Origin of the sequence: Pedobacter anseongensis, assembly GCF_037482965.1 — a bacterium.
Taxonomy (GTDB): domain Bacteria; phylum Bacteroidota; class Bacteroidia; order Sphingobacteriales; family Sphingobacteriaceae; genus Pedobacter; species Pedobacter anseongensis.
The window spans coordinates 459834-478223 of the sequence record NZ_JBBHKB010000003.1; the positions used below are offsets into that span (position 1 = coordinate 459834).

The 18390-nt window shown below is 37.9% G+C and carries 20 protein-coding genes and 1 tRNA gene; 10 read left to right on the forward strand and 11 right to left on the reverse strand.

Going from position 1 to position 18390, the window contains the following annotated elements:
* Positions 1-219: 219 nt before the first annotated feature.
* Positions 220-831, reverse strand: coding sequence for a CDP-alcohol phosphatidyltransferase family protein (locus WG904_RS12785; RefSeq protein ID WP_339579713.1), 612 nt, complete (start codon positions 829-831; stop codon positions 220-222).
* A gap of 136 nt (positions 832-967) precedes the next feature.
* On the opposite strand from WG904_RS12785, the gene WG904_RS12790 reads away from it, so the two are divergent.
* A complete protein-coding gene (locus WG904_RS12790; protein WP_339579714.1) occupies positions 968-1153 on the forward strand; it encodes a hypothetical protein in 186 nt (61 codons plus the stop codon).
* Between the two features lie 218 nt (positions 1154-1371).
* Here WG904_RS12790 and WG904_RS12795 read toward each other — a convergent pair whose 3' ends face one another.
* The 5 genes from WG904_RS12795 to WG904_RS12815 all read right to left on the reverse strand — a co-directional run bounded on the left by WG904_RS12795 (position 1372) and on the right by WG904_RS12815 (position 5290).
* Positions 1372-1833, reverse strand: a complete 462-nt coding sequence (locus WG904_RS12795) for a pyridoxamine 5'-phosphate oxidase family protein (protein ID WP_339579715.1) — start codon at positions 1831-1833, stop codon at positions 1372-1374.
* Positions 1834-2034: 201 nt separating this feature from the next.
* Positions 2035-2244 carry a hypothetical protein gene (locus WG904_RS12800; RefSeq protein WP_339579716.1) on the reverse strand — a complete coding sequence of 70 codons (210 nt, stop codon included), beginning with the start codon at positions 2242-2244 and terminating at the stop codon, positions 2035-2037.
* Positions 2225-2899 (reverse strand): ABC transporter ATP-binding protein, encoded by a 675-nt coding sequence (locus tag WG904_RS12805; protein WP_339579717.1) that lies wholly within the window; start codon positions 2897-2899, stop codon positions 2225-2227. The genes WG904_RS12800 and WG904_RS12805 overlap by 20 nt, the downstream gene beginning before the upstream one ends.
* Before the next feature lies 1 nt (position 2900).
* A complete protein-coding gene (locus tag WG904_RS12810) occupies positions 2901-4160 on the reverse strand; it encodes an ABC transporter permease (protein WP_339579718.1) in 1260 nt (419 codons plus the stop codon).
* Positions 4157-5290 (reverse strand): efflux RND transporter periplasmic adaptor subunit, encoded by a 1134-nt coding sequence (locus WG904_RS12815; RefSeq protein WP_339579719.1) that lies wholly within the window; start codon positions 5288-5290, stop codon positions 4157-4159. The genes WG904_RS12810 and WG904_RS12815 overlap by 4 nt, the downstream gene beginning before the upstream one ends.
* 310 nt (positions 5291-5600) lie before the next feature.
* On the opposite strand from WG904_RS12815, the gene WG904_RS12820 reads away from it, so the two are divergent.
* Both WG904_RS12820 and WG904_RS12825 read left to right on the forward strand, forming a co-directional pair.
* Positions 5601-6515 (forward strand): DnaJ C-terminal domain-containing protein, encoded by a 915-nt coding sequence (locus WG904_RS12820; RefSeq protein WP_339579720.1) that lies wholly within the window; start codon positions 5601-5603, stop codon positions 6513-6515.
* Positions 6502-6789: a chaperone modulator CbpM gene (locus tag WG904_RS12825; protein ID WP_339579721.1), complete on the forward strand. Its 288-nt coding sequence runs from the start codon at positions 6502-6504 to the stop codon at positions 6787-6789. Before WG904_RS12820 ends, WG904_RS12825 begins: the two co-directional genes overlap by 14 nt.
* A 159-nt stretch (positions 6790-6948) precedes the next feature.
* Here WG904_RS12825 and WG904_RS12830 read toward each other — a convergent pair.
* Positions 6949-7035, reverse strand: a tRNA-Ser gene (locus tag WG904_RS12830).
* Positions 7036-7099: 64 nt separating this feature from the next.
* Positions 7100-9175, reverse strand: coding sequence for an HD family phosphohydrolase (locus WG904_RS12835; protein ID WP_339579722.1), 2076 nt, complete (start codon positions 9173-9175; stop codon positions 7100-7102).
* A gap of 152 nt (positions 9176-9327) precedes the next feature.
* On the opposite strand from WG904_RS12835, the gene WG904_RS12840 reads away from it, so the two are divergent.
* The 7 genes from WG904_RS12840 to WG904_RS12870 all read left to right on the forward strand — a co-directional run bounded on the left by WG904_RS12840 (position 9328) and on the right by WG904_RS12870 (position 15685).
* Positions 9328-10185: an SPFH domain-containing protein gene (locus WG904_RS12840; protein ID WP_339579723.1), complete on the forward strand. Its 858-nt coding sequence runs from the start codon at positions 9328-9330 to the stop codon at positions 10183-10185.
* On the forward strand, positions 10185-10721 hold the full coding sequence (locus tag WG904_RS12845) for a hypothetical protein (protein WP_339579724.1): 537 nt from the start codon (positions 10185-10187) through the stop codon (positions 10719-10721). The genes WG904_RS12840 and WG904_RS12845 overlap by 1 nt, the downstream gene beginning before the upstream one ends.
* Complete coding sequence (locus WG904_RS12850; RefSeq protein WP_339579725.1) at positions 10705-10860, forward strand: type II toxin-antitoxin system antitoxin; 156 nt, start codon at positions 10705-10707, stop codon at positions 10858-10860. The genes WG904_RS12845 and WG904_RS12850 overlap by 17 nt, the downstream gene beginning before the upstream one ends.
* A gap of 153 nt (positions 10861-11013) precedes the next feature.
* On the forward strand, positions 11014-12192 hold the full coding sequence (locus WG904_RS12855; protein WP_339579726.1) for an acetyl-CoA C-acyltransferase: 1179 nt from the start codon (positions 11014-11016) through the stop codon (positions 12190-12192).
* Positions 12193-12225: 33 nt separating this feature from the next.
* Positions 12226-13119, forward strand: a complete 894-nt coding sequence (locus WG904_RS12860) for a hypothetical protein (RefSeq protein WP_339579727.1) — start codon at positions 12226-12228, stop codon at positions 13117-13119.
* A gap of 181 nt (positions 13120-13300) precedes the next feature.
* Positions 13301-14881 carry a peptide MFS transporter gene (locus tag WG904_RS12865; RefSeq protein WP_339579728.1) on the forward strand — a complete coding sequence of 527 codons (1581 nt, stop codon included), beginning with the start codon at positions 13301-13303 and terminating at the stop codon, positions 14879-14881.
* Positions 14882-14935: 54 nt separating this feature from the next.
* On the forward strand, positions 14936-15685 hold the full coding sequence (locus tag WG904_RS12870) for a polyprenol monophosphomannose synthase (RefSeq protein WP_339579729.1): 750 nt from the start codon (positions 14936-14938) through the stop codon (positions 15683-15685).
* Here WG904_RS12870 and WG904_RS12875 read toward each other — a convergent pair.
* The 3 genes from WG904_RS12875 to WG904_RS12885 form a co-directional block, all read right to left on the reverse strand.
* Positions 15682-16185: a YdeI/OmpD-associated family protein gene (locus WG904_RS12875; RefSeq protein ID WP_339579730.1), complete on the reverse strand. Its 504-nt coding sequence runs from the start codon at positions 16183-16185 to the stop codon at positions 15682-15684. The genes WG904_RS12870 and WG904_RS12875 overlap by 4 nt on opposite strands.
* A 47-nt stretch (positions 16186-16232) precedes the next feature.
* Positions 16233-17078, reverse strand: coding sequence for a TIGR02757 family protein (locus tag WG904_RS12880; RefSeq protein WP_339579731.1), 846 nt, complete (start codon positions 17076-17078; stop codon positions 16233-16235).
* 170 nt (positions 17079-17248) lie between these two features.
* Positions 17249-18388 (reverse strand): cystathionine gamma-synthase, encoded by a 1140-nt coding sequence (locus WG904_RS12885; RefSeq protein WP_339579732.1) that lies wholly within the window; start codon positions 18386-18388, stop codon positions 17249-17251.
* Positions 18389-18390: the final 2 nt, after the last annotated feature.

The window sequence follows — 18390 nt, forward strand, 5'->3', positions numbered from 1 at the left end:
GTAACAAGGTATCGAGAGATAGGTGATTGCACAATGAGCAAGGTCAAGTTAATGGATGATAATTATCAACATCCGCCTCTTTGCGACAATCAAGGTACTTAACTTCCTTAACCTCTTTGCGGCCAAGGCGAGTGAGATGGTTATCATTGCTGGTAGTGCCTCTGGAATAGCAGAAACGGTAATGCTTTCATCGCATTATAACCCTCTTTAACCATGACATTAATTAAGTCGACGATGAAATTGCCGCCTATCATTTTCAAATTGTTGGAAAAGCCAATATATACCTTTAACATTGCATCTATATTCTTTCACCAGGTTTACCAAAATAATTTCTTCTAATAAACCTATTGCGGTAACAACTATCGTGAGATAGAAGAAATACTTGTTTGGCTGCCCCATAAAAAAGAAAGTACATAAGTACAATCCCTGAAGCACAGCAGCAGCTTTCGAAAAGTAAGTATGAAAAGCTGTCATTTTCCCAAATTTCAGGATTGCATAGGAAACCTCAAAAACTAAAAGAATTGGCAAGATGAGCATCCATTCCCAATGATCTGCTAAAAATTCGTAATTCCATCGAAACATACCAACTAAAGCCACTCCCACCGTTAAATCATCGCCCAATGAGTCGAGTTGTGCTCCCCTTTCGCCAGCTATATGGAATTTGCGTGCTAAAGGACCATCAATTGCATCTGTTAAAAAACTAAGGGCAAGCATCCATTTGAACGCATTTACCTGATCTGCAAAAATTAAAGCCAACAACACGGGCGAAGCAAATATGCGATACCACGTTAGGGCATTTATCATACGGAAGGCAAGTTTTGAAATTTTCATATCATAAAAAACCAATGAACATCCTATAAAAATAGTTTGAAAAAGCCAATGAGTTGATGACAATTATCATTCATCGAAATGATGATTGTCAACCGAAAGTATCGGAAGTGTACCGAGCTTTACTAAAACAAGTAACATGATCAAACGACCAACAAAAATGTACTCCCAATCTTCTGCTATTTATGCAATGGCATTTCTCGGCGCCCTAGTTTATTTCATGCAACATGCGCATACCTTTTGGGAAGTGGTTTTGGGCTTTTTCAAAGCGGTAGGCTGGCCCGCAGTATTAGTATATAAAATTCTTGAATTTTTTAAATTATAGCTTATAAATAAGGGGGGCCATAACAACCATTTCCAAAGTACTTGCAAAACTTAAAATTGAAGCCTTTTTTCTGCAAGAAGGTTCAAATCCATCGTGGCTGGATTGTAAAGCAAGGCTCCATTCTCGGCTACGATACTGTCGAACATTCCGTATCGGGAAATAACGATTGAAGTGAATTAAGCTTCCTTCCCGTAACTAGCACTAGGGCTTAATTTGACTTAGGTATTTTGGTGCAATTCGAACCTACCCGATGATTTGTATATCAGAATTCTGTAGACAATCGTCTTTACTTTCGTGTCAATATCCTGTTCTACTGAAGCAATCCCATGCCAAGGATGCTGGGAAGGGAGATCTGTTAATGGCATAATTCGATGCACCAGTGCTTGTACGGCTTGTTGTCGCTCACTTGGATCGGTAACTTCTTCATACTTACCCCATAAAAGCACACTTTTCCAACGAAAAGTATCGATAATCTCATCTACCTGAAAACAGACATTTGGGTTTTTGCGCATGGCCTCAATTTTTTTTCCACCAGCAGAAAAAGCATAGATTGAATTTTTCCGATACACATAGTTAATTGGAATAATATACATTTCTGTTTCTGCTTGGCATCCTAACCTTCCAATGTGCAGCTTTGAAAGTAATGCACTGATTTCGTTTTGTGTGAGTTCGCCCAACATAGCTATTTTTTCTAAAGGAGACCGCAATGAATAGAACTGCCATCCTTTCTCAAATGTCGCATCGAAAACCAAAACTAGGAATGACTTGGGTCAATTGTAAGTATGATTGACCTCAATACTAAATACCTTCAGCACCAGTAAATTTGCTGGGGCGAATAACTAGGTTTAAAAACCTTATGTACCCTGCCTATTTCCAATAGTTCAGTCCATTCCACTATAAAAATCGGCTTTACCAATGGAAATTGCCGACGGGCCATCCTGCATTAGTCCATTTTGAGATGGAGAAACCTGGGACTTGCAGTCGATGGAATACCTTAAAAGCCCGACGGGTATTAAAATATTACCGCCAAAATAACGATCAGCTGATACCGATCCGCCAAAACTTCCCCGTTTATAAAATCCTGCCATCATCCATTTCTATGATACTTCCCGACTTATTTGCAAAACTTTCGCTATGCGTTACGATCAACAGGGTCTGTTGAAAGTTGTCTGCCAATTCTTGAAAAATATCGAATACCAGATCTGCATTTTTCTTATCGAGATTACCAGTAGGTTCATCACCCATGATAATCGCTGGGTCATTAATCAGCGCTCGGGCAATAGCTACACGTTGTTTTTCACCTCCAGAAAGCAGGTTTGCTTTCTTATGGCACAAATGTTCGATCTTCATCTGCTTAAGCTTTTCCATTGCCCTAAATTCAATCTCAGCCTTCGAATACCTAGCCAGCTTCAAGGCGGGGAGCATCACATTATCAAGTACGTTGAATTCATGGATCAGATAGTGAAACTGGAATACAAACCCGATCTTTTCATTTCTTACTTGAGCTAAAGTAACCTCTTCCTTACCCGTCATGCAAACTTGATCGATCCATAACTCACCTTCATAAGCGGTATCCATAGTAGAAAGTATATAAAGTAACGTAGATTTGCCACATCCAGATCTACCTACTATCGAAATAAATTCAGATTTTTTTACAACAAGATTAACATCCTCAAGAACTGTTAGCGCTACTGGGTCGTTAAAACTCTTGTAGATATGTCTACATTCCAAAATTACATTCCCCATCTTATTTCCCCCTTATAATTGAAACAGGATCAGTTCTACTTGCTTTTTTCGAAGGAAACCATCCAGCTAAATAAGTAGTGATCATCGAGAAAGCAAAACCGATAATATAAAAAACCAAACTATAATTTACAGGGTAAGTTGTTATCGTAGGTAAAGCTCGTGTAGTAAAAGGTACTTGATCTATGGCAAACGATAACAAAAAGCCAACACAAAGACCGGCAATCCCACCGGCCACACCTATCGCTAAAGCAATGATTAAAAATATCCGCTCAATATCCTTGCCGCTAAATCCGATAGCCTTAAGAATGGCAATTGTATCCATCTGCTCATAAATCATCATGTTGAGGATATTGTAAATACCAAAACCCGCAACGATGAGCAAAGTAATACCTACCGAATAAGAAATAATACTCCGTATGGAACTACCGGTTTCAAACTGGGCATTTGCCGTTTGAATATCTTCTGCATCTATCGAAAATAACTTACTATATTGAGTTGCAATAACTGGAGCCTGATCTATATTTTTGAGCTTTAAAGCAATATCTGTTACATAACTCCCCGATTTACCCATCAATTTTTGGACGGTAGCTAAGGAGGCGTAGCTCTGAACTTTATCGATGTCGGCTAATCCAGATTGAAAGAAACCTACCACCTTCAGCGGGAAGCGCCTGCCATCTGCGGTAGTCAAATAAACGATATCTCCTATCTCAACCAAGAGCTGGTCTGCAAGAATCTTTCCCAATACTATCCCATTTTTCGTATTTTTTAATTCAATAGGATCTGTACCAATAACATAGTCGCCAAAATGAAATAGGTTAACTTCAGACTCCACATCGATCCCGTTTACTACACCGGTGATATTGATGGCCCCAGCAGAAAAAAAAGATTGCGCAGTAACCCTAGGCGCGGCACCTAAGATAGAAGAATCTTGCTTAACTGCTCTAAGTAAAGCTTGGCTATTATAAATATCGTTTCTGTTATATCCAGATTTTAAAGATCTTATAAAATTGTAATTCTCACGATACAGATTATAAAGCTGCACAGGTTGATGAGTACTAGGTTTAATTTCCTGATATAACCTAACATGCGGTATCCGATTTAATATAAGCCCATCAAGCAGCTCATTTAAGCCGCTCATAAATCCGAGCAGGGCAATAAAGGCCGTAACCCCAAAAGTTACACCAATTGCTGCAACCAAAGTCTGCTTCCATCTTGCCAATAAAAGCGAGGTGGCGATATCAAAGATAAGAGATAGGCTCATGGTGTAGGTCGGCGTATTTTTTCTGAAGCAGTAATACCCTTCGTAATTTGTACATTTCGGTAATCTTTCAATCCTGTAACAACTCGTCTTTTTTGTCCATTTTCCAACAATACATACGTATTGTCTACTAAATAGCTTCTAGGGATAAGTAGCACATTTTTCATTGCATGTATAATAATATTAGCCTCAGTTGTCAAATTAGGATACATCATCTTTGGCTGCTTTAGAAACCTAGCCTCAGTTTTGATAGTTCGAGAGCTTTGATCCATCAAGGTACCTATTTTGGTAATAACCGCCTCAAATACTTGTTGCCCATAACTGTCTAAATGTACCAGCACTTTTTGGCCAATTTTGATGACCACGATATCTTTTTCATCCACATCCAGTTCTAGTATAAACACCTTGGCATCGCCTAGTAATGCTACTGGGCTTTGCGAGCTCACCAGCTCTCCTGGCTCCTTTAGCAGCTTATAAACCTTTCCATCAACCTTGCTGCGGACAAAATATTCTGCTGCCAAAGCACTTTGAACTTGCAGGTTCTTAGCAGCTAAATCTGAATCATAGCTAAGCTTTCGCTTAAGTTCATTATATTTTAAAATAAGCGACTCATAGGCAATTCTAGAATTCTTAAAGTTAAGTTCCATTTGCTCAAGTTGATTTAATGTGCCAACTGAATTCTTCCATAGCTCCTTTTGACGTTCAAAAAGATGTTCATCATTTACCATTTTGGCTTTCGCAAGATCAATCTGAATGTGAAGTTCCTTTAATGATTCACTCCACAAATTCGCTTCGGCATAACGACGAGAAACTGCAGCGCTCTCTTTTGTAAGGTCAACTGCATCTGCGCTAATTCTTAAAATGGGATCATTTTTACGTAGCAAATCTCCTTCTTGAACGAATATTTCCTTAACGATTCCATTCACGGCAGAAAAAGCCTCGTACTGGTCAAAACTTTTTATCCTACCATTGGCATAAACCGATTCGGTTATATCTTTAACTTCAGGATAAATATATTCGTGTTTTGGAGAACAGGATGAAAGGATAATTACAATGCCGATCACTTTAACTAACTGGGCCAAGTGAAGGTTTAGGACAAAATTTGTTAGCCCCATTTTTCGGATAAGCCTCATAACTTGATAATGGAAAGACGAAACTATTTATGCTCGCATTCAAAAATACAACTGCCTTTACGTTAGCAAACTGATCCAAGTCACAATTTTATCTGTTTTCTATTACTCGCTCGAGCAATACAACACTAAAATGATACCTATCAACAATAAGAAGCAGGTAAATCATTTTTTATTGGCTGCTAGATACTAAATTTGAATAGTTTAAACGCTTTACTTTAGTACGGATGAAAATTAACAACCAAATCAAACAAATTTTTATTATTGTGAGTTACTTATTAACTTAGAAAGAGCTCTTCTCAATTCTTTTACAATGGATCATATCGACTATTACAAAATACTAGAAATACCAAAAACGGCTACCGCCGCTGAGATTAAGTCGGCCTACCGAAAATTGGCACGAAAATACCATCCCGACCTTAACCCGAACAACAAAGAGGCAGAGAAAAGATTCAAAGAAATTAATGAAGCCAACGAAGTACTCAGCAATGCTGATCATAAAAAGAAATACGACGAATACGGAAAGGACTGGAAACACGCAGATGAAATTAAGAATGCTAGGCAACAACAATCAAGGTCAGAAGGGCAGCCATTTGGAGGTAGACAGCCCTTTAGCGGTGGCGAACAGTTTTCGGGAGAAGACTATTCCGATTTTTTCAGTTCGATGTTTGGAGGAGCCCGAAGCCATGGCAGGCAAACGAAGTTTAGAGGACAAGATCTTAACGCAGAACTACAACTTAATTTAACGGATGTTTACAAAAGCCAGCAACAAACCCTCACCATCAATGGCAAAAAGATAAGGTTAAATTTTCCAGCTGGAATAGAAAATGGACAAACCATTAAAATCAAAGACCACGGATCACCAGGAGCCAATGGTGGCCCTAATGGCGACTTGTATATCACTTTCTCTATCGTAAATAATACCAAATTTAAAAGAGAAGGTAAAAATCTTTATAGTGATGTAGCACTCGATCTGTATACCGCCCTGCTAGGTGGAGAAGTAGTGGTCGATACCTTCGACGGAAAGGTTAAGCTAAAAATACCGCCAGAAACACAAACGGGTACAAAAGTAAAACTTAAAGGAAAAGGGTTCCCTATCTATAAGAAAGAAAATGAATACGGCGATTTGTTTATTAACTACCAAGTAAAACTACCTGTTTCCCTCTCAGATAAAGAAAAAGAATTACTTAAAGAGCTACAAAAAATTAGAAACAATGGAGACAAATAATTTGATTCAAATAGAACATTTCTGTGTAAATTGTGATGTAGAAGTTTCTTTTATTAATTCATTAAATGAATACGGACTCATTGACGTGATTATTCTGGAGGAAAAAAAGTATATATCTCATGAGCAATTGAAGGATGTAGAAAAAGCGATTCGCTTTTATTATGAATTAAATATTAATATGGAAGGCATTGACGTAATTTTCAATTTACTTAAACAAATATCCGTTCTACAACAGGAATTGAAGACAGCCACGGACAGAATAAATTTATTTTAGCCCATTTACTAAAACATTAAATGAGTATTGGTTGGTGTGGGAAGATATTTCTTGCACAGAGTGTATACAATACATCTTCAAATAGCATGATACAAAAAAACGCAAAAAGCCTGCAATCATACGATGTGCAGGCTTTATTACTTTTTAATTCAACTTAAGCGGAGGAAGAGGGATTCGAACCCTCGGTACCGTTGCCAGTACGACAGTTTAGCAAACTGTTCCTTTCGGCCACTCAGGCATCCCTCCAGTTCTCGAAATATCCGTTTCGAGGTTGCAAATATAGCAATTCAAATAGCTTTGCAAAAAAAAATTACGTTGTTTGTAAATAATCTATTCGAACATGATAAATGCTCATAAGCATTGTCTTGAATATCAGCTTTATAGTTTCAAGATCTTTTAGCGTCAAATCGCAATTATCTAATTGATCTTGCTCTAGTTTGTAATTAATTATACGTTCAACTAAGGCATTTATACTCTGTGCGTCCGGGTTTTTTAAACTTCTCGACGCTGCTTCTACCGAATCGGCCAACATTAAAACACCAGTTTCTTTCGAAAATGGAATAGGCCCAGGATAGCGAAAAGTGTTTTCATCGACAAATTTCTCAGGTGAATTCTTTAAGAACGACTGATAAAAATAATCTACACGCGTGTTGCCATGATGGGTACGGATAAAATCGATTACATTCTCAGGTAATTTGGCTTTACGTGTAATCTCAATCCCTTTGTGCACATGCTTAATAATAATTTGTGCGCTCTGTTCATAAGGTAATTTATCGTGCGGACTAACAGCTGTATTCTGATTTTCGATAAAATATTGTGGATTTTCCATCTTACCAATATCGTGATACAAAGCACCAGCCCTCACCAAGAGGGAGTTACCTCCTATTTTAAAGATAGCTGCCTCAGCCAAATTGGCCACCTGTAAGGAGTGCTGAAAAGTTCCAGGTGCCTTAAACGCTAACTCCCTTAGGAGTTTATTATTAGTGTTCGTTAATTCGATTAAGGCTACATCCGAAGTAATTCCGAATACTCTTTCAAATGCATAAATAAGCGGATAGGCTAGTAATGAAAGCAACACACTAAAAATAAAAGGCAAGAAATTAACCCACTCTATTTGCTTAAATGAACCCTCTCGTAACAGAGCAATCCCCACAAACGAAACAAAATAAGCAGCTAAAATAAACGAAGCCGAAATTAATAACTGCTCTCTTTTTATTAAATTTTTGATGCTATAAATAGCAACCATACCTGCTGTGGTTTGAAAAAACACAAATTCAAAGCTGTTTGGAACAAAAAAACCAGCAATCAACACCACCAACAAATGCAAATAAAGCGCTAACCTCGTATCAAATAAAATCCTAATGATTATTGGAACAATACAAAATGGAATGTAATAAAGACTGGGCAAGTTTACTTTTATAGCCCAAGTTAAAGACAATAACATGAACGTTATCACCAGTAACAGTAAGGATAACTGCCTATTGTCTGCGAAAATATCTTTCCTAAATAGATATAAGAAAATCATTAATAACGTAATGATTAAACTTACGATCATCACCTGGCCTAAAAAAACCAATCGATTATCACCCACGGTCTTGGTTTGAGCTTCGTATGTTTCCTTAAACGACAGTAATTTCTGATAGATTTCATCATCAATAACTGTACCTTTAGCCACAATCACTTCATCTTTCTGAACCATTCCTCTTGTAGTAGAAAGACTGTTTACAGTATTTTTTTGAACAATTGTAGTTAATTTCTCATCAAAAATAAGATTGGGCTTTAAATGACTCTCTACCAAATCGATTACCGTATTACGGATACTCACTTTAGTAGAGCTAAAGTTATTTTTAAAATAGTCTAGCGCACTTTCCGTTGTAAAAACGTCCTGCGAATTACTTTTTGTAGATACATTATCTTTTAGCAAAGAAAAATCATAATACTTCCCAGTTTTTTGATGCTTTGGTACAATACCGATTATGCCCTTATCATAAACCAATGACAACATTGCCAATGCACGCTTTTTATTAACCTCCTTTTCGGTTTCAGTTAAGGCGTTCGACTTCCACTTTACATCAAATTCGTTCAAGAAAGCTTCACGCTGATCCTTAAAAACGTCGTTGTTATACTTATATATTGGAAACACGTTATCGAGCGCCTCGTCTCTATCCGTTGTGAGTTGAGGTGTAGTTTTTAAAATCGCAAAGCTGAAAGGAGAAACCAAATCTTTATTTAACCACGTTTTTCCCTTCTCAAACTCATACCTAAATCGGGGCTGTTTAGGCAAATAGAGTGTAATCAGTAAAACACAAATCACCATCATCACATATTTAATGTTCGATGAATACTTGCGGTAAAGTACTTTAGGGTTATTTCTAATCTTAGCCAAATGAGTACAAATTGATTAATTCAAAATTAAGATTAATTTCTCATATACAGCCAAAAAACTAAACAACCAACAAAACCAAAAAGTTATTTGCATAAACATTTGCTTTTATCAAGAATTATTCTTCACTTTATGATATCAAATTAATATCAATTATGTATCAAGAAAAAATTATAAAGCCAGTATCTGGTTACCTAGCAGCTACACTATTTTTAGGGCTTTTGGGCATCTCAATTCTTTGTTTCGCTTTTGAAGCATTTGTGTTAGGCGGGATTTTATTAACCCTTAATTTTGTATTAGTGGGTCCAGGATTAATTATTGTAAATCCTAACGAATCAAAAGTGCTTACGCTCTTCGGACAATACGTAGGAACAGTTAAATCTGACGGTTTCTTTTGGGTTAATCCATTTACAACAAAGACTAAATTATCATTACGCGCAAGAAATTTAAATGGCCAACAATTAAAGGTAAACGACAAAATGGGCAACCCTATCGAAATTGCGGCCGTAATTGTTTGGCAAGTAAACGAAACTGCAAAAGCCACTTTCGCAGTAGAAAATTATCTTCAATATGTAAATATACAAAGTGAGGCCGCAGTGAGGCACTTGGCAAATAGTTTTGCGTACGACCATATGGAAGACGAAAGTGCCGAAATTACCTTGAAAGATGGAGCCGAAAAAGTAAGTGTGCTGCTAGAGCAAGAATTAAACGAGCGCTTATCTAGGGCAGGAATTGATGTAATTGAAGCTCGTATTTCTCACTTGGCCTATGCACAAGAGATTGCTAGCGCCATGCTCCAACGCCAGCAGGCCACTGCAGTAATCGCTGCCAGACGCTTAATTGTTGAGGGAGCAGTTGGTATGGTAGAGATGGCCTTAGAAAAATTGTCTCAAAAAGGAATTGTAGACCTTGATGAAGAGCGCAAAGCAGCAATGGTAAGTAACCTTTTAGTGGTACTTTGTGGCGATAGACATGTACAACCTGTTGTAAACACAGGCACATTATACAACTAATGGAATTCGAAGAAAAACAGAAACTGGAACTGTGGTGGCTCTATATTCTAATAGGGCTAGAAACCATTATTTTGGGCAGCATCTTGTTTTTAGATAAGGGCGGAATGAGTTTCGAAAAATTAAAGGAAATTTATTTTGCACCTATTTTAGGAATTCTTCTACCCTATGTTTTGGTTTATTTCGTAACCCAAAATTCCCTCATTTTAAAAGTAGATCAATTTGGAGTAACGTATCGCTATTGGCCATTCACTTCAAAGCGAACCATTTCTTGGACAAGAATCGATAAAATGTATCTTCGAAAATACGATGCCTTGGGCGAATATGGTGGTTGGGGCGTAAAACATCGCCTTTGGTTTAAGTTTAACGATAAAGCCTATATTTTTAACGATAATAACACAGGTCTACAACTAGAGTTGAATAACGGAAAAAAAATACTCTTCAGCACCAAAAAGCCCGACGAACTTAACCTCTTTTTAATTAATCTAAAACGCACAAACAACATAGGAGCAATCGAAACCGATGTCAGACAAAGATAAAAAAGCCTTTGCGTTACGAATAAACCCTGCCCTACTTAAAGAGATAGAACAATGGGCCGCTACCGAATTTAGGAGCACCAATGGGCAAATTGAGTTCTTACTTAATGAAGCAATAAAAAAAAATAAAAAGCGGAAATAGGAAATAGGAAATGGGAATAGATGTAATCTACCTATATTTGCATCACCAAATATAGTTAAAGATAAAACATGAAACCATAATTAGTTATCACTGTGAAAGCGCTTCATATAAACTAATCATAGCTTCATACCAATTAAAAACATGTATAAACAGATGAAAGAAGTAGTAATTATAGCTGCCGTTAGAACACCCATTGGCAGTTTTGGCGGTTCGCTTGCCGGATTTTCGGCCACCCAACTAGGAGGATTTGCAATCAAAGCAGCCGTGGAAAAAGCCGGCATTAAACCAGAAAGCATTCAGGAAGTATACATGGGCAATGTACTGTCGGCCAATTTAGGGCAAGCACCTGCCACCCAAGCGGCAAAATTTGCTGGCCTACAAGACCTACCTACTACCACCATTAACAAAGTTTGCGCATCGGGTACCAAAGCCATTATGCTCGCCGCGCAAAGTATTGCTTTAGGGCAAAATGAAATTGTAGTTGCTGGAGGAATGGAAAGCATGAGCAATGTGCCTTACTATTTAGATAAAGCTAGAAATGGCTATCGTTTAGGACACGGCCAAATTACCGATGGTTTAGTAAAAGATGGTCTTTGGGATGTATATAACGATTACCACATGGGCTCAGCAGCCGAACTTTGTGCCGAAACCTGCAACATCACTAGAGAAGCTCAAGATAATTTCGCCATCGAATCTTACAAAAGAGCACAAGCCGCACAAATTGCAGGCAAATTTAATGAAGAAATCACACCTATTGAAGTGAAAGATAGAAAAGGAGAAATTACATTAATTAATAATGATGAAGAACCCTATGCTGTTAGATTTGATAAAATACCAGGCTTAAAACCCGTATTTAAAAAAGATGGCACAGTTACCGCAGCAAATGCATCCAGTTTAAACGATGGCGCTGCTGCTTTGGTATTAATGAGCGCCGATAAGGCTAAAGAACTCGGCTTAAAACCTTTGGCTAAAATTATTGCCTATGCTGATGCGCAACAAGCCCCAGAATGGTTTACAACAGCACCTTCAAAAGCAATTCCCTTAGCTTTAAATAGAGCCAACTTAACTTTAGCTGATGTAGATTATTTCGAAATTAACGAAGCATTTTCTGTTGTTTCCTTAGCAAATAACCAAGAGTTAAACCTTAGCTCCGAACAAGTAAATGTAAATGGCGGAGCAGTTGCCATAGGCCACCCACTAGGTGCTTCTGGCGCCCGAATAGTGGTAACCTTACTTTCGGTATTAGCGCAAAACAACGGTAGAATTGGTGTGGCTGGTATATGTAATGGTGGCGGCGGCGCTAGTGCAATAGTTTTAGAAAATCTTCGTTAATACTGTATTATAATCAGCATGGTTAAACAATGTATGCTATTAATTGTAATTGTATGTTGTGTATTCAAATCGAATGCACAGCATACTTACAACTTAAATAACACACCCCAACTTGATAAATTTCAAGATTCCCTACTCATTTTAAGCGAAGAAACATTTTCAGCAAAAGAAGACTTATTACGTTTCGAGAAAAATTCTGCCTTTATTAAGAAATTTATTGCTGCCCTAAAAATTAACGGGTCTTTTACTTATGGTTTCGACTCGCTTAAAAGAATTTCAATCTTAAAAGCATCTGATAATTCGTTCCGAATAATAACCTGGTTTGTCCCCCTAAACGACGGCACCTATCGCTATTACGGCACCATACAAATGGCAACGGCCAATGGAACCTTAAAATTATTCCCACTTAACGATGCTACATCCTCACTTACCGACCCCTATGCCATAACCAATTCTAAAAATTGGTTGGGCGCCCGCTATTACGAAATTGTACCGATGGTGATTAATGGTAAACAACCCTATTTTATCCTCTTAGGTTGGAAAGGCAACAACCTAAAAACCTCTAAAAAAGTGATTGATGTACTATCGTTCGAGAAAAATGAACCGGTTTTTGGAAAAAATATTTTCGAAACCACAAAAAATGAAGCCCTAAAAAACAGAGTGATCTTCGAGTATAGCAAACAAAATACAATGACTTTAATTTGGGATAGGAAAGTGAACATGATCGTTTTTGATCACCTGGCGCCCTACGAACCTAAAATGGTCGGTAATTTTGAATTCTACGGCAGCGATTTAAGCTTCGACGCCTATAAAATTACCTGGGGTCAACTTTCACTCTCAGAAAACGTGCCTTTAAGAAACGAAGCTACTGCAAATGAAGATTCCTATAAATCACCTAAAAAAGCATCTCAAGTTCTAAATCAGTAGCGATAGCCGCAGATGCACTGATTTATTTTTCCTTAATAGGCTCAAATTTAGTCCCAAAATGCGCGAATCTGCGACTATAAACACATCTTATGCAATCCGCATAAAATAGTTACGCTATAATATCAATAATCTTACTTAATTTGCATAGTAAACTAAACACACAAAACACTAAACTTATCATATGGCAAATGAAACCTCTACGCTAAGCCAAGACCAGGCATTAGACCTTCACCTCGAAAAAAGCGGTGTAGCAACCGATAAATTAATTAACCACCCTGTCGGATTATTTGTGCTATTCTTTACCGAAATGTGGGAAAGATTTAGCTACTACGGAATGCGGGCCTTATTGGTGCTCTTTTTAGTAAGCGAAGCAAGTAAAGGTGGCTGGGCATGGACCCGTCCAGAAGCCCTAAGCCTATATGGATGGTATACCGGATTGGTCTATCTTACACCCATTGTAGGTGGCTTTATTGCCGATAGATTAACAGGTTATCGCAAAGCGGTAATTTTGGGTGCTTTAATTATGACCATGGGTCATGCTTCGATGGCAATGGAGGGCGTTAGTTCGAATTTTTTTTATCTGGGTCTTGTTTTAATGATGGTAGGAAACGGTTTGTTTAAACCGAATATATCATCGATGGTTGGTAAATTATATCCTGCTATTAGCGATAAAAAAGATGCCGCTTACACCATTTTCTATATGGGCATAAACTCTGGTGCTTTTTTAGGAATTTTAATGTGCGGTTATGTTGGTGAAAAAATTGGATGGCATTGGGGCTTTGGATTAGCCGGGATTTTTATGTTTTTTGGAATGTTACAATTTTATTTTGGCCAAAAAATATTTGGCGTAATTGGCCAAAAAAACGACAATAAAATTAAAATAGTTGAAGGCGAAGAAGTGTTACCTAAAAAAGTGGTCAAAGAGCGCTTAGCTGTAATTTTTGTGCTTTCTATATTCACCATTTTCTTTTGGATGGTATTCGAACAAGCTGGTGGTTCGATGACCATCTTTGCAAAAGATTATACCTTAAGAAGCTTAACGGGCAGCTCTGGAACACTCTTTAAGTGGGCAGATGCCGCACTAACCATCTTTCCTTTGATAGCAGTTAGCGTGGTGTTGTTCGGGCTGGCCAAAAAAATTGCTAAAAAATACCCTGCTACCATATTCTTTACTGCCCTTAGTTTTATTATTATGTGGGGATTGGCCATTTGGAAAGTGGAAAAAGAATTTAGTGCAATAAATACTGAAGTTCCAGCTTCGTGGTTTGGAATTCTAAATTCCTTCTTCATTGTAGCATTAGCCCCATTTTTCTCTAAAATTTGGGAAACCAAATTTAATCCTAGCGGACCAGTTAAATTTGGCATGGGCTTAATTTTTGTAGGATTAGGTTTTGCAGGGCTAGCCTACGGCGGAAGAGATATCGCCGCTGGTGCCAGTGTTGCCCAAGTAAGCATGTTTTGGTTAATATTTGCCTATTTCTTCCATACAGTTGGCGAGTTATGTGTTTCTCCAGTAGGGTTATCGTATGTAAGTAAATTGGCACCTGCCAAACTAGTTGGCTTAATGTTCGGCGTTTGGTTTACCTGTACGGCTATTGGAAATTGGCTTGCTGGCGCGACAGGAAGCTTAATTGATAAAATTAGCACCGAATATTCGATCTCTACTTTCTTTTTAATTTTCACCATTCTTCCTATGGCGGTAGGATTAATTGCATTTGCCCTTACTCCGCTGTTACGTAAATGGATGAATGGAGTACATTAATAGCTATTGGCTATGGACAATTGACCAAAAACCAACAAACCAAAAAACCGAAAAGTGTCTGACAGCTTAGTCATTATCCCAACATATAACGAGAGAGAAAACATTGCGAAAATTATTCGCAAGGTTTTCTCTCTTTCTTTTGCTTTTGAAGTGCTCATTATTGACGATGGTTCCCCCGATGGCACCGCTGATATCGTTAAGGCTTTACAATTAGAATTTCCAAATCAATTGCACCTCGAACAACGAAATGGAAAGTTAGGCCTTGGAACAGCATACATTCACGGCTTTAAATGGGCATTAAGCAAGAACTACCAATATATCTTTGAGATGGATGCAGATTTTTCTCATAATCCAGAAGATCTTGTCCGATTAAGGGAAGCATGTTTACCATTCGGCCAAGATGTTAACAGCAACGCTGATGTGGCTATTGGCTCAAGATATGTTAAAGGTGTAAATGTAGTAAACTGGCCAATGGGACGCGTTTTGATGTCTTATTTCGCATCCATGTATGTGCGTTGGATTACGCGCATTACTATTCAAGATGCAACAGCTGGATTTAAGTGTTATAGACGATTAGTATTAGAAACCATCCCCATGGATAAAATTAAATTTGTGGGTTATGCTTTTCAAATCGAAATGAAATTTACAGCCATTAAATACGGATTTAAAGTAGTTGAAGTGCCTATTATTTTTACTGACCGAACCGAAGGCACCTCGAAGATGAGCACTAGGATTTTTAGAGAAGCTTTTTTAGGGGTGATACAAATGAAGATAAATAGTTGGTTTCGCAAGTATAACCGTTAACCTCTTCCAGATCTTATCATCCCTCCGAAATCTAATCGATTAAACATCGCATTCACAATCATCACCAACCGCTTCGTTCGTGTAGGTTCTGTTTTAGCAGTATTTAACCAATTGATAAAATAATTTTGATGCGATTTTGGCATGGATAAAAAACGTTCGAGCAATTCTTCTTCATCCGCCAAGCAAACTTCAAGATCATCGGGTATCTCTATTTTAAAATCAACATCAAACTCGAGATTCAATACCACCGAGGCACCACATTCTTTTCTTAATGCTTTTCTTAACGATTTTTTGAGTGGCAAAATGAATCCATCAAATTTTACAGGCATCATACACATTCCACTCACCGAAATTTGATCAATAAAGCCTCTCACGCGAACTTCTCGGCGATTATCAGCCTTTATCTGCTCTGCAGTTTCTTGAGGAATAAAAACATAAGACCATCCTGTTTTTTCACCATTGGTTTCAAATCGTTCTATTTCGGCTTGGAGGGTTATCATTGCACTAAATTAGAAAACATTTAACCAATATTGAAACGCTAAAAAAGCTAGAATTTCTCTTCAACACCCAACCCAAACAAGGCAAAATCATACTTTACTGGATCATTTGTATCAAATTCTTTGAGTTTCGTGGTTAATTCTACCGCAGTAAGCCAATCCGTTTGTTTCCTTTTAATTAACCCTAACCTTCTCGACACACGATCTACATGTACATCGCAAGGGCAAATTAAAGCCGATGAAGGAATGGCTTGCCACAAACCAAAGTCTACTCCACAATTATCTTTCCTCACCATCCACCTTAAAAACATATTTAGGCGCTTGCAGGTCGATTTTTGCAGCGGTGATGAAATATGCTTAATCGTCCTCCGAGGAAAATCTTCTAAGCTAAAAAAATAAGCTCGAAAATAGTTCAAAGCTTTTTCTGCGGTAAAGTACTCCATTTCAGCTCGCATGCAAGGCGATGAAGATAGCTCAATCCCAGCATTTACCTCAATTGGTAAATAGGCTAGATTAAATTGTTGTGGGGGCAAAAAAGCAGTTTCTAAGCTGTTCCACTGCTGGTAGTGTTGCTTAAAAAAAGATACAAAATACAACAAATCAGTATCGTTAAAGGTGCGATGCTTAAAGCCTAAAAGCGCTTTTAAATCCGCATCGCTATGATGAAGCATAAACTGATGAGGTTGATTATCCATCCTTAAAAACAGCTCGTTACATTTATTAATAATGGTTTTGCGCTGCCCCCATGCTAAAATTGCCGCAAAAAATGCAGCAATTTCAATGTCCTGTTTAACGAGGTACTGATGCGGAATACAAATTGGATCATTAGCGATAAAGCTAGGCCGATTGTATTGCGAAACTTTAAAATCCAAGAAATCTTTTAATTCATTGGTCATTTATTAATTGATCTATTGTTATATTCGTCTTTTCGAACGAGTGTAACGATGAGAAATCTAGAGAAAACATCCATAGATCTCTCGTCGCTCCCTACGGTTGCTCCCTCGAGATGACGATTCTTTCGTAGAAATATGTTTAAGAATCCAACCCCGCAACCCACAACCCAGAACTAACTTAAAGCCTGCTCTAAATCCGCCAATAAATCGTCGATATCCTCCACCCCAACACTTAAACGTAGCAAATTATCAGTTACACCAACTTTTTCACGCTCTGATTTGGGTATAGATCCATGAGTCATCGTAGTTGGGTGATTAATTAACGACTCTACCCCACCTAACGATTCCGCCAATGAAAACACCTTAAACCGTGAAGCAATTCTAAAGGTCTCCTTTAAATCAGCATCTTTCAACGTTATCGACACCATGCCCCCAAATCCTCGCATCTGCTTTTTTGCGATATCATGATTTGGATGGTCTTCGAATCCTGGCCAATAGATTTTATCAATTTTTGGATGCTTCTTTAAATAATGAGCAACTTTTTCTCCATTTTCGCAATGCGCTTTCATACGTAAATGCAACGTTTTAATCCCTCTTAACACTAAAAATGCATCCTGAGGACCAGGGGTTGCGCCACAAGCATTATAGATGAAGAATAAATCCTTATACAATTGTTCATCGTTCGTTAAAAGTGCACCCATTACCACATCAGAATGGCCACCGATATATTTAGTTACGGAATGCATTACAATATCAGCCCCTAAATCGATTGGGTTTTGAAGATAGGGCGATGCAAATGTATTATCAACCGTTAGCAAAATATTATTTGCCTTGGTAATTTTAGCCACGCCTTCAATGTCAATAATTCGCATGGTCGGATTGGTAGGAGTTTCTATCCAAACCAATTTTGTATTTTCATTTAAATAAGGCGTAATGTTTTCTGGATCTGATAAATCTAAAAAATGAAACTTGATGCCATATTTTTCATAAACCTTAGTAAAAATACGATACGATCCACCATATAAATCGTTTCCAGTAATTACCTCATCGCCAGGCTTTAATAATTTTAAAACTGCATCGGTTGCCCCCATTCCGCTGCTAAAAGCCAATCCGAATTTACAATTTTCGAGTGCCGCTAAACAATCTTCCAATGCCTTACGTGTAGGGTTTGTACCTCTCGAATATTCGTAACCCTTATGTGCTCCCGGCGATTTTTGCCAATAGGTAGAGGTTTGATAAATCGGGGTCATTACTGCGCCCGTAGTAGGATCTGGCTCTTGACCAGCATGAATGGCTTTTGTTGCAAACTTCATAA

Coding starts and splice junctions, on each gene's coding strand:
- WG904_RS12785 (WP_339579713.1), bottom strand. CDS start 831: ATGAAAATTTCAAAACTTGCCTTCCGTATGATAAATGCCCTAACGTGG.
- WG904_RS12790 (WP_339579714.1), top strand. CDS start 968: ATGATCAAACGACCAACAAAAATGTACTCCCAATCTTCTGCTATTTAT.
- WG904_RS12795 (WP_339579715.1), bottom strand. CDS start 1,833: ATGTTGGGCGAACTCACACAAAACGAAATCAGTGCATTACTTTCAAAG.
- WG904_RS12800 (WP_339579716.1), bottom strand. CDS start 2,244: ATGATGGCAGGATTTTATAAACGGGGAAGTTTTGGCGGATCGGTATCA.
- WG904_RS12805 (WP_339579717.1), bottom strand. CDS start 2,899: ATGGGGAATGTAATTTTGGAATGTAGACATATCTACAAGAGTTTTAAC.
- WG904_RS12810 (WP_339579718.1), bottom strand. CDS start 4,160: ATGAGCCTATCTCTTATCTTTGATATCGCCACCTCGCTTTTATTGGCA.
- WG904_RS12815 (WP_339579719.1), bottom strand. CDS start 5,290: ATGAGGCTTATCCGAAAAATGGGGCTAACAAATTTTGTCCTAAACCTT.
- WG904_RS12820 (WP_339579720.1), top strand. CDS start 5,601: ATGGATCATATCGACTATTACAAAATACTAGAAATACCAAAAACGGCT.
- WG904_RS12825 (WP_339579721.1), top strand. CDS start 6,502: ATGGAGACAAATAATTTGATTCAAATAGAACATTTCTGTGTAAATTGT.
- WG904_RS12840 (WP_339579723.1), top strand. CDS start 9,328: ATGTATCAAGAAAAAATTATAAAGCCAGTATCTGGTTACCTAGCAGCT.
- WG904_RS12845 (WP_339579724.1), top strand. CDS start 10,185: ATGGAATTCGAAGAAAAACAGAAACTGGAACTGTGGTGGCTCTATATT.
- WG904_RS12850 (WP_339579725.1), top strand. CDS start 10,705: ATGTCAGACAAAGATAAAAAAGCCTTTGCGTTACGAATAAACCCTGCC.
- WG904_RS12855 (WP_339579726.1), top strand. CDS start 11,014: ATGAAAGAAGTAGTAATTATAGCTGCCGTTAGAACACCCATTGGCAGT.
- WG904_RS12860 (WP_339579727.1), top strand. CDS start 12,226: ATGCTATTAATTGTAATTGTATGTTGTGTATTCAAATCGAATGCACAG.
- WG904_RS12865 (WP_339579728.1), top strand. CDS start 13,301: ATGGCAAATGAAACCTCTACGCTAAGCCAAGACCAGGCATTAGACCTT.
- WG904_RS12875 (WP_339579730.1), bottom strand. CDS start 16,185: ATGATAACCCTCCAAGCCGAAATAGAACGATTTGAAACCAATGGTGAA.
- WG904_RS12880 (WP_339579731.1), bottom strand. CDS start 17,078: ATGACCAATGAATTAAAAGATTTCTTGGATTTTAAAGTTTCGCAATAC.
- WG904_RS12885 (WP_339579732.1), bottom strand. CDS start 18,388: ATGAAGTTTGCAACAAAAGCCATTCATGCTGGTCAAGAGCCAGATCCT.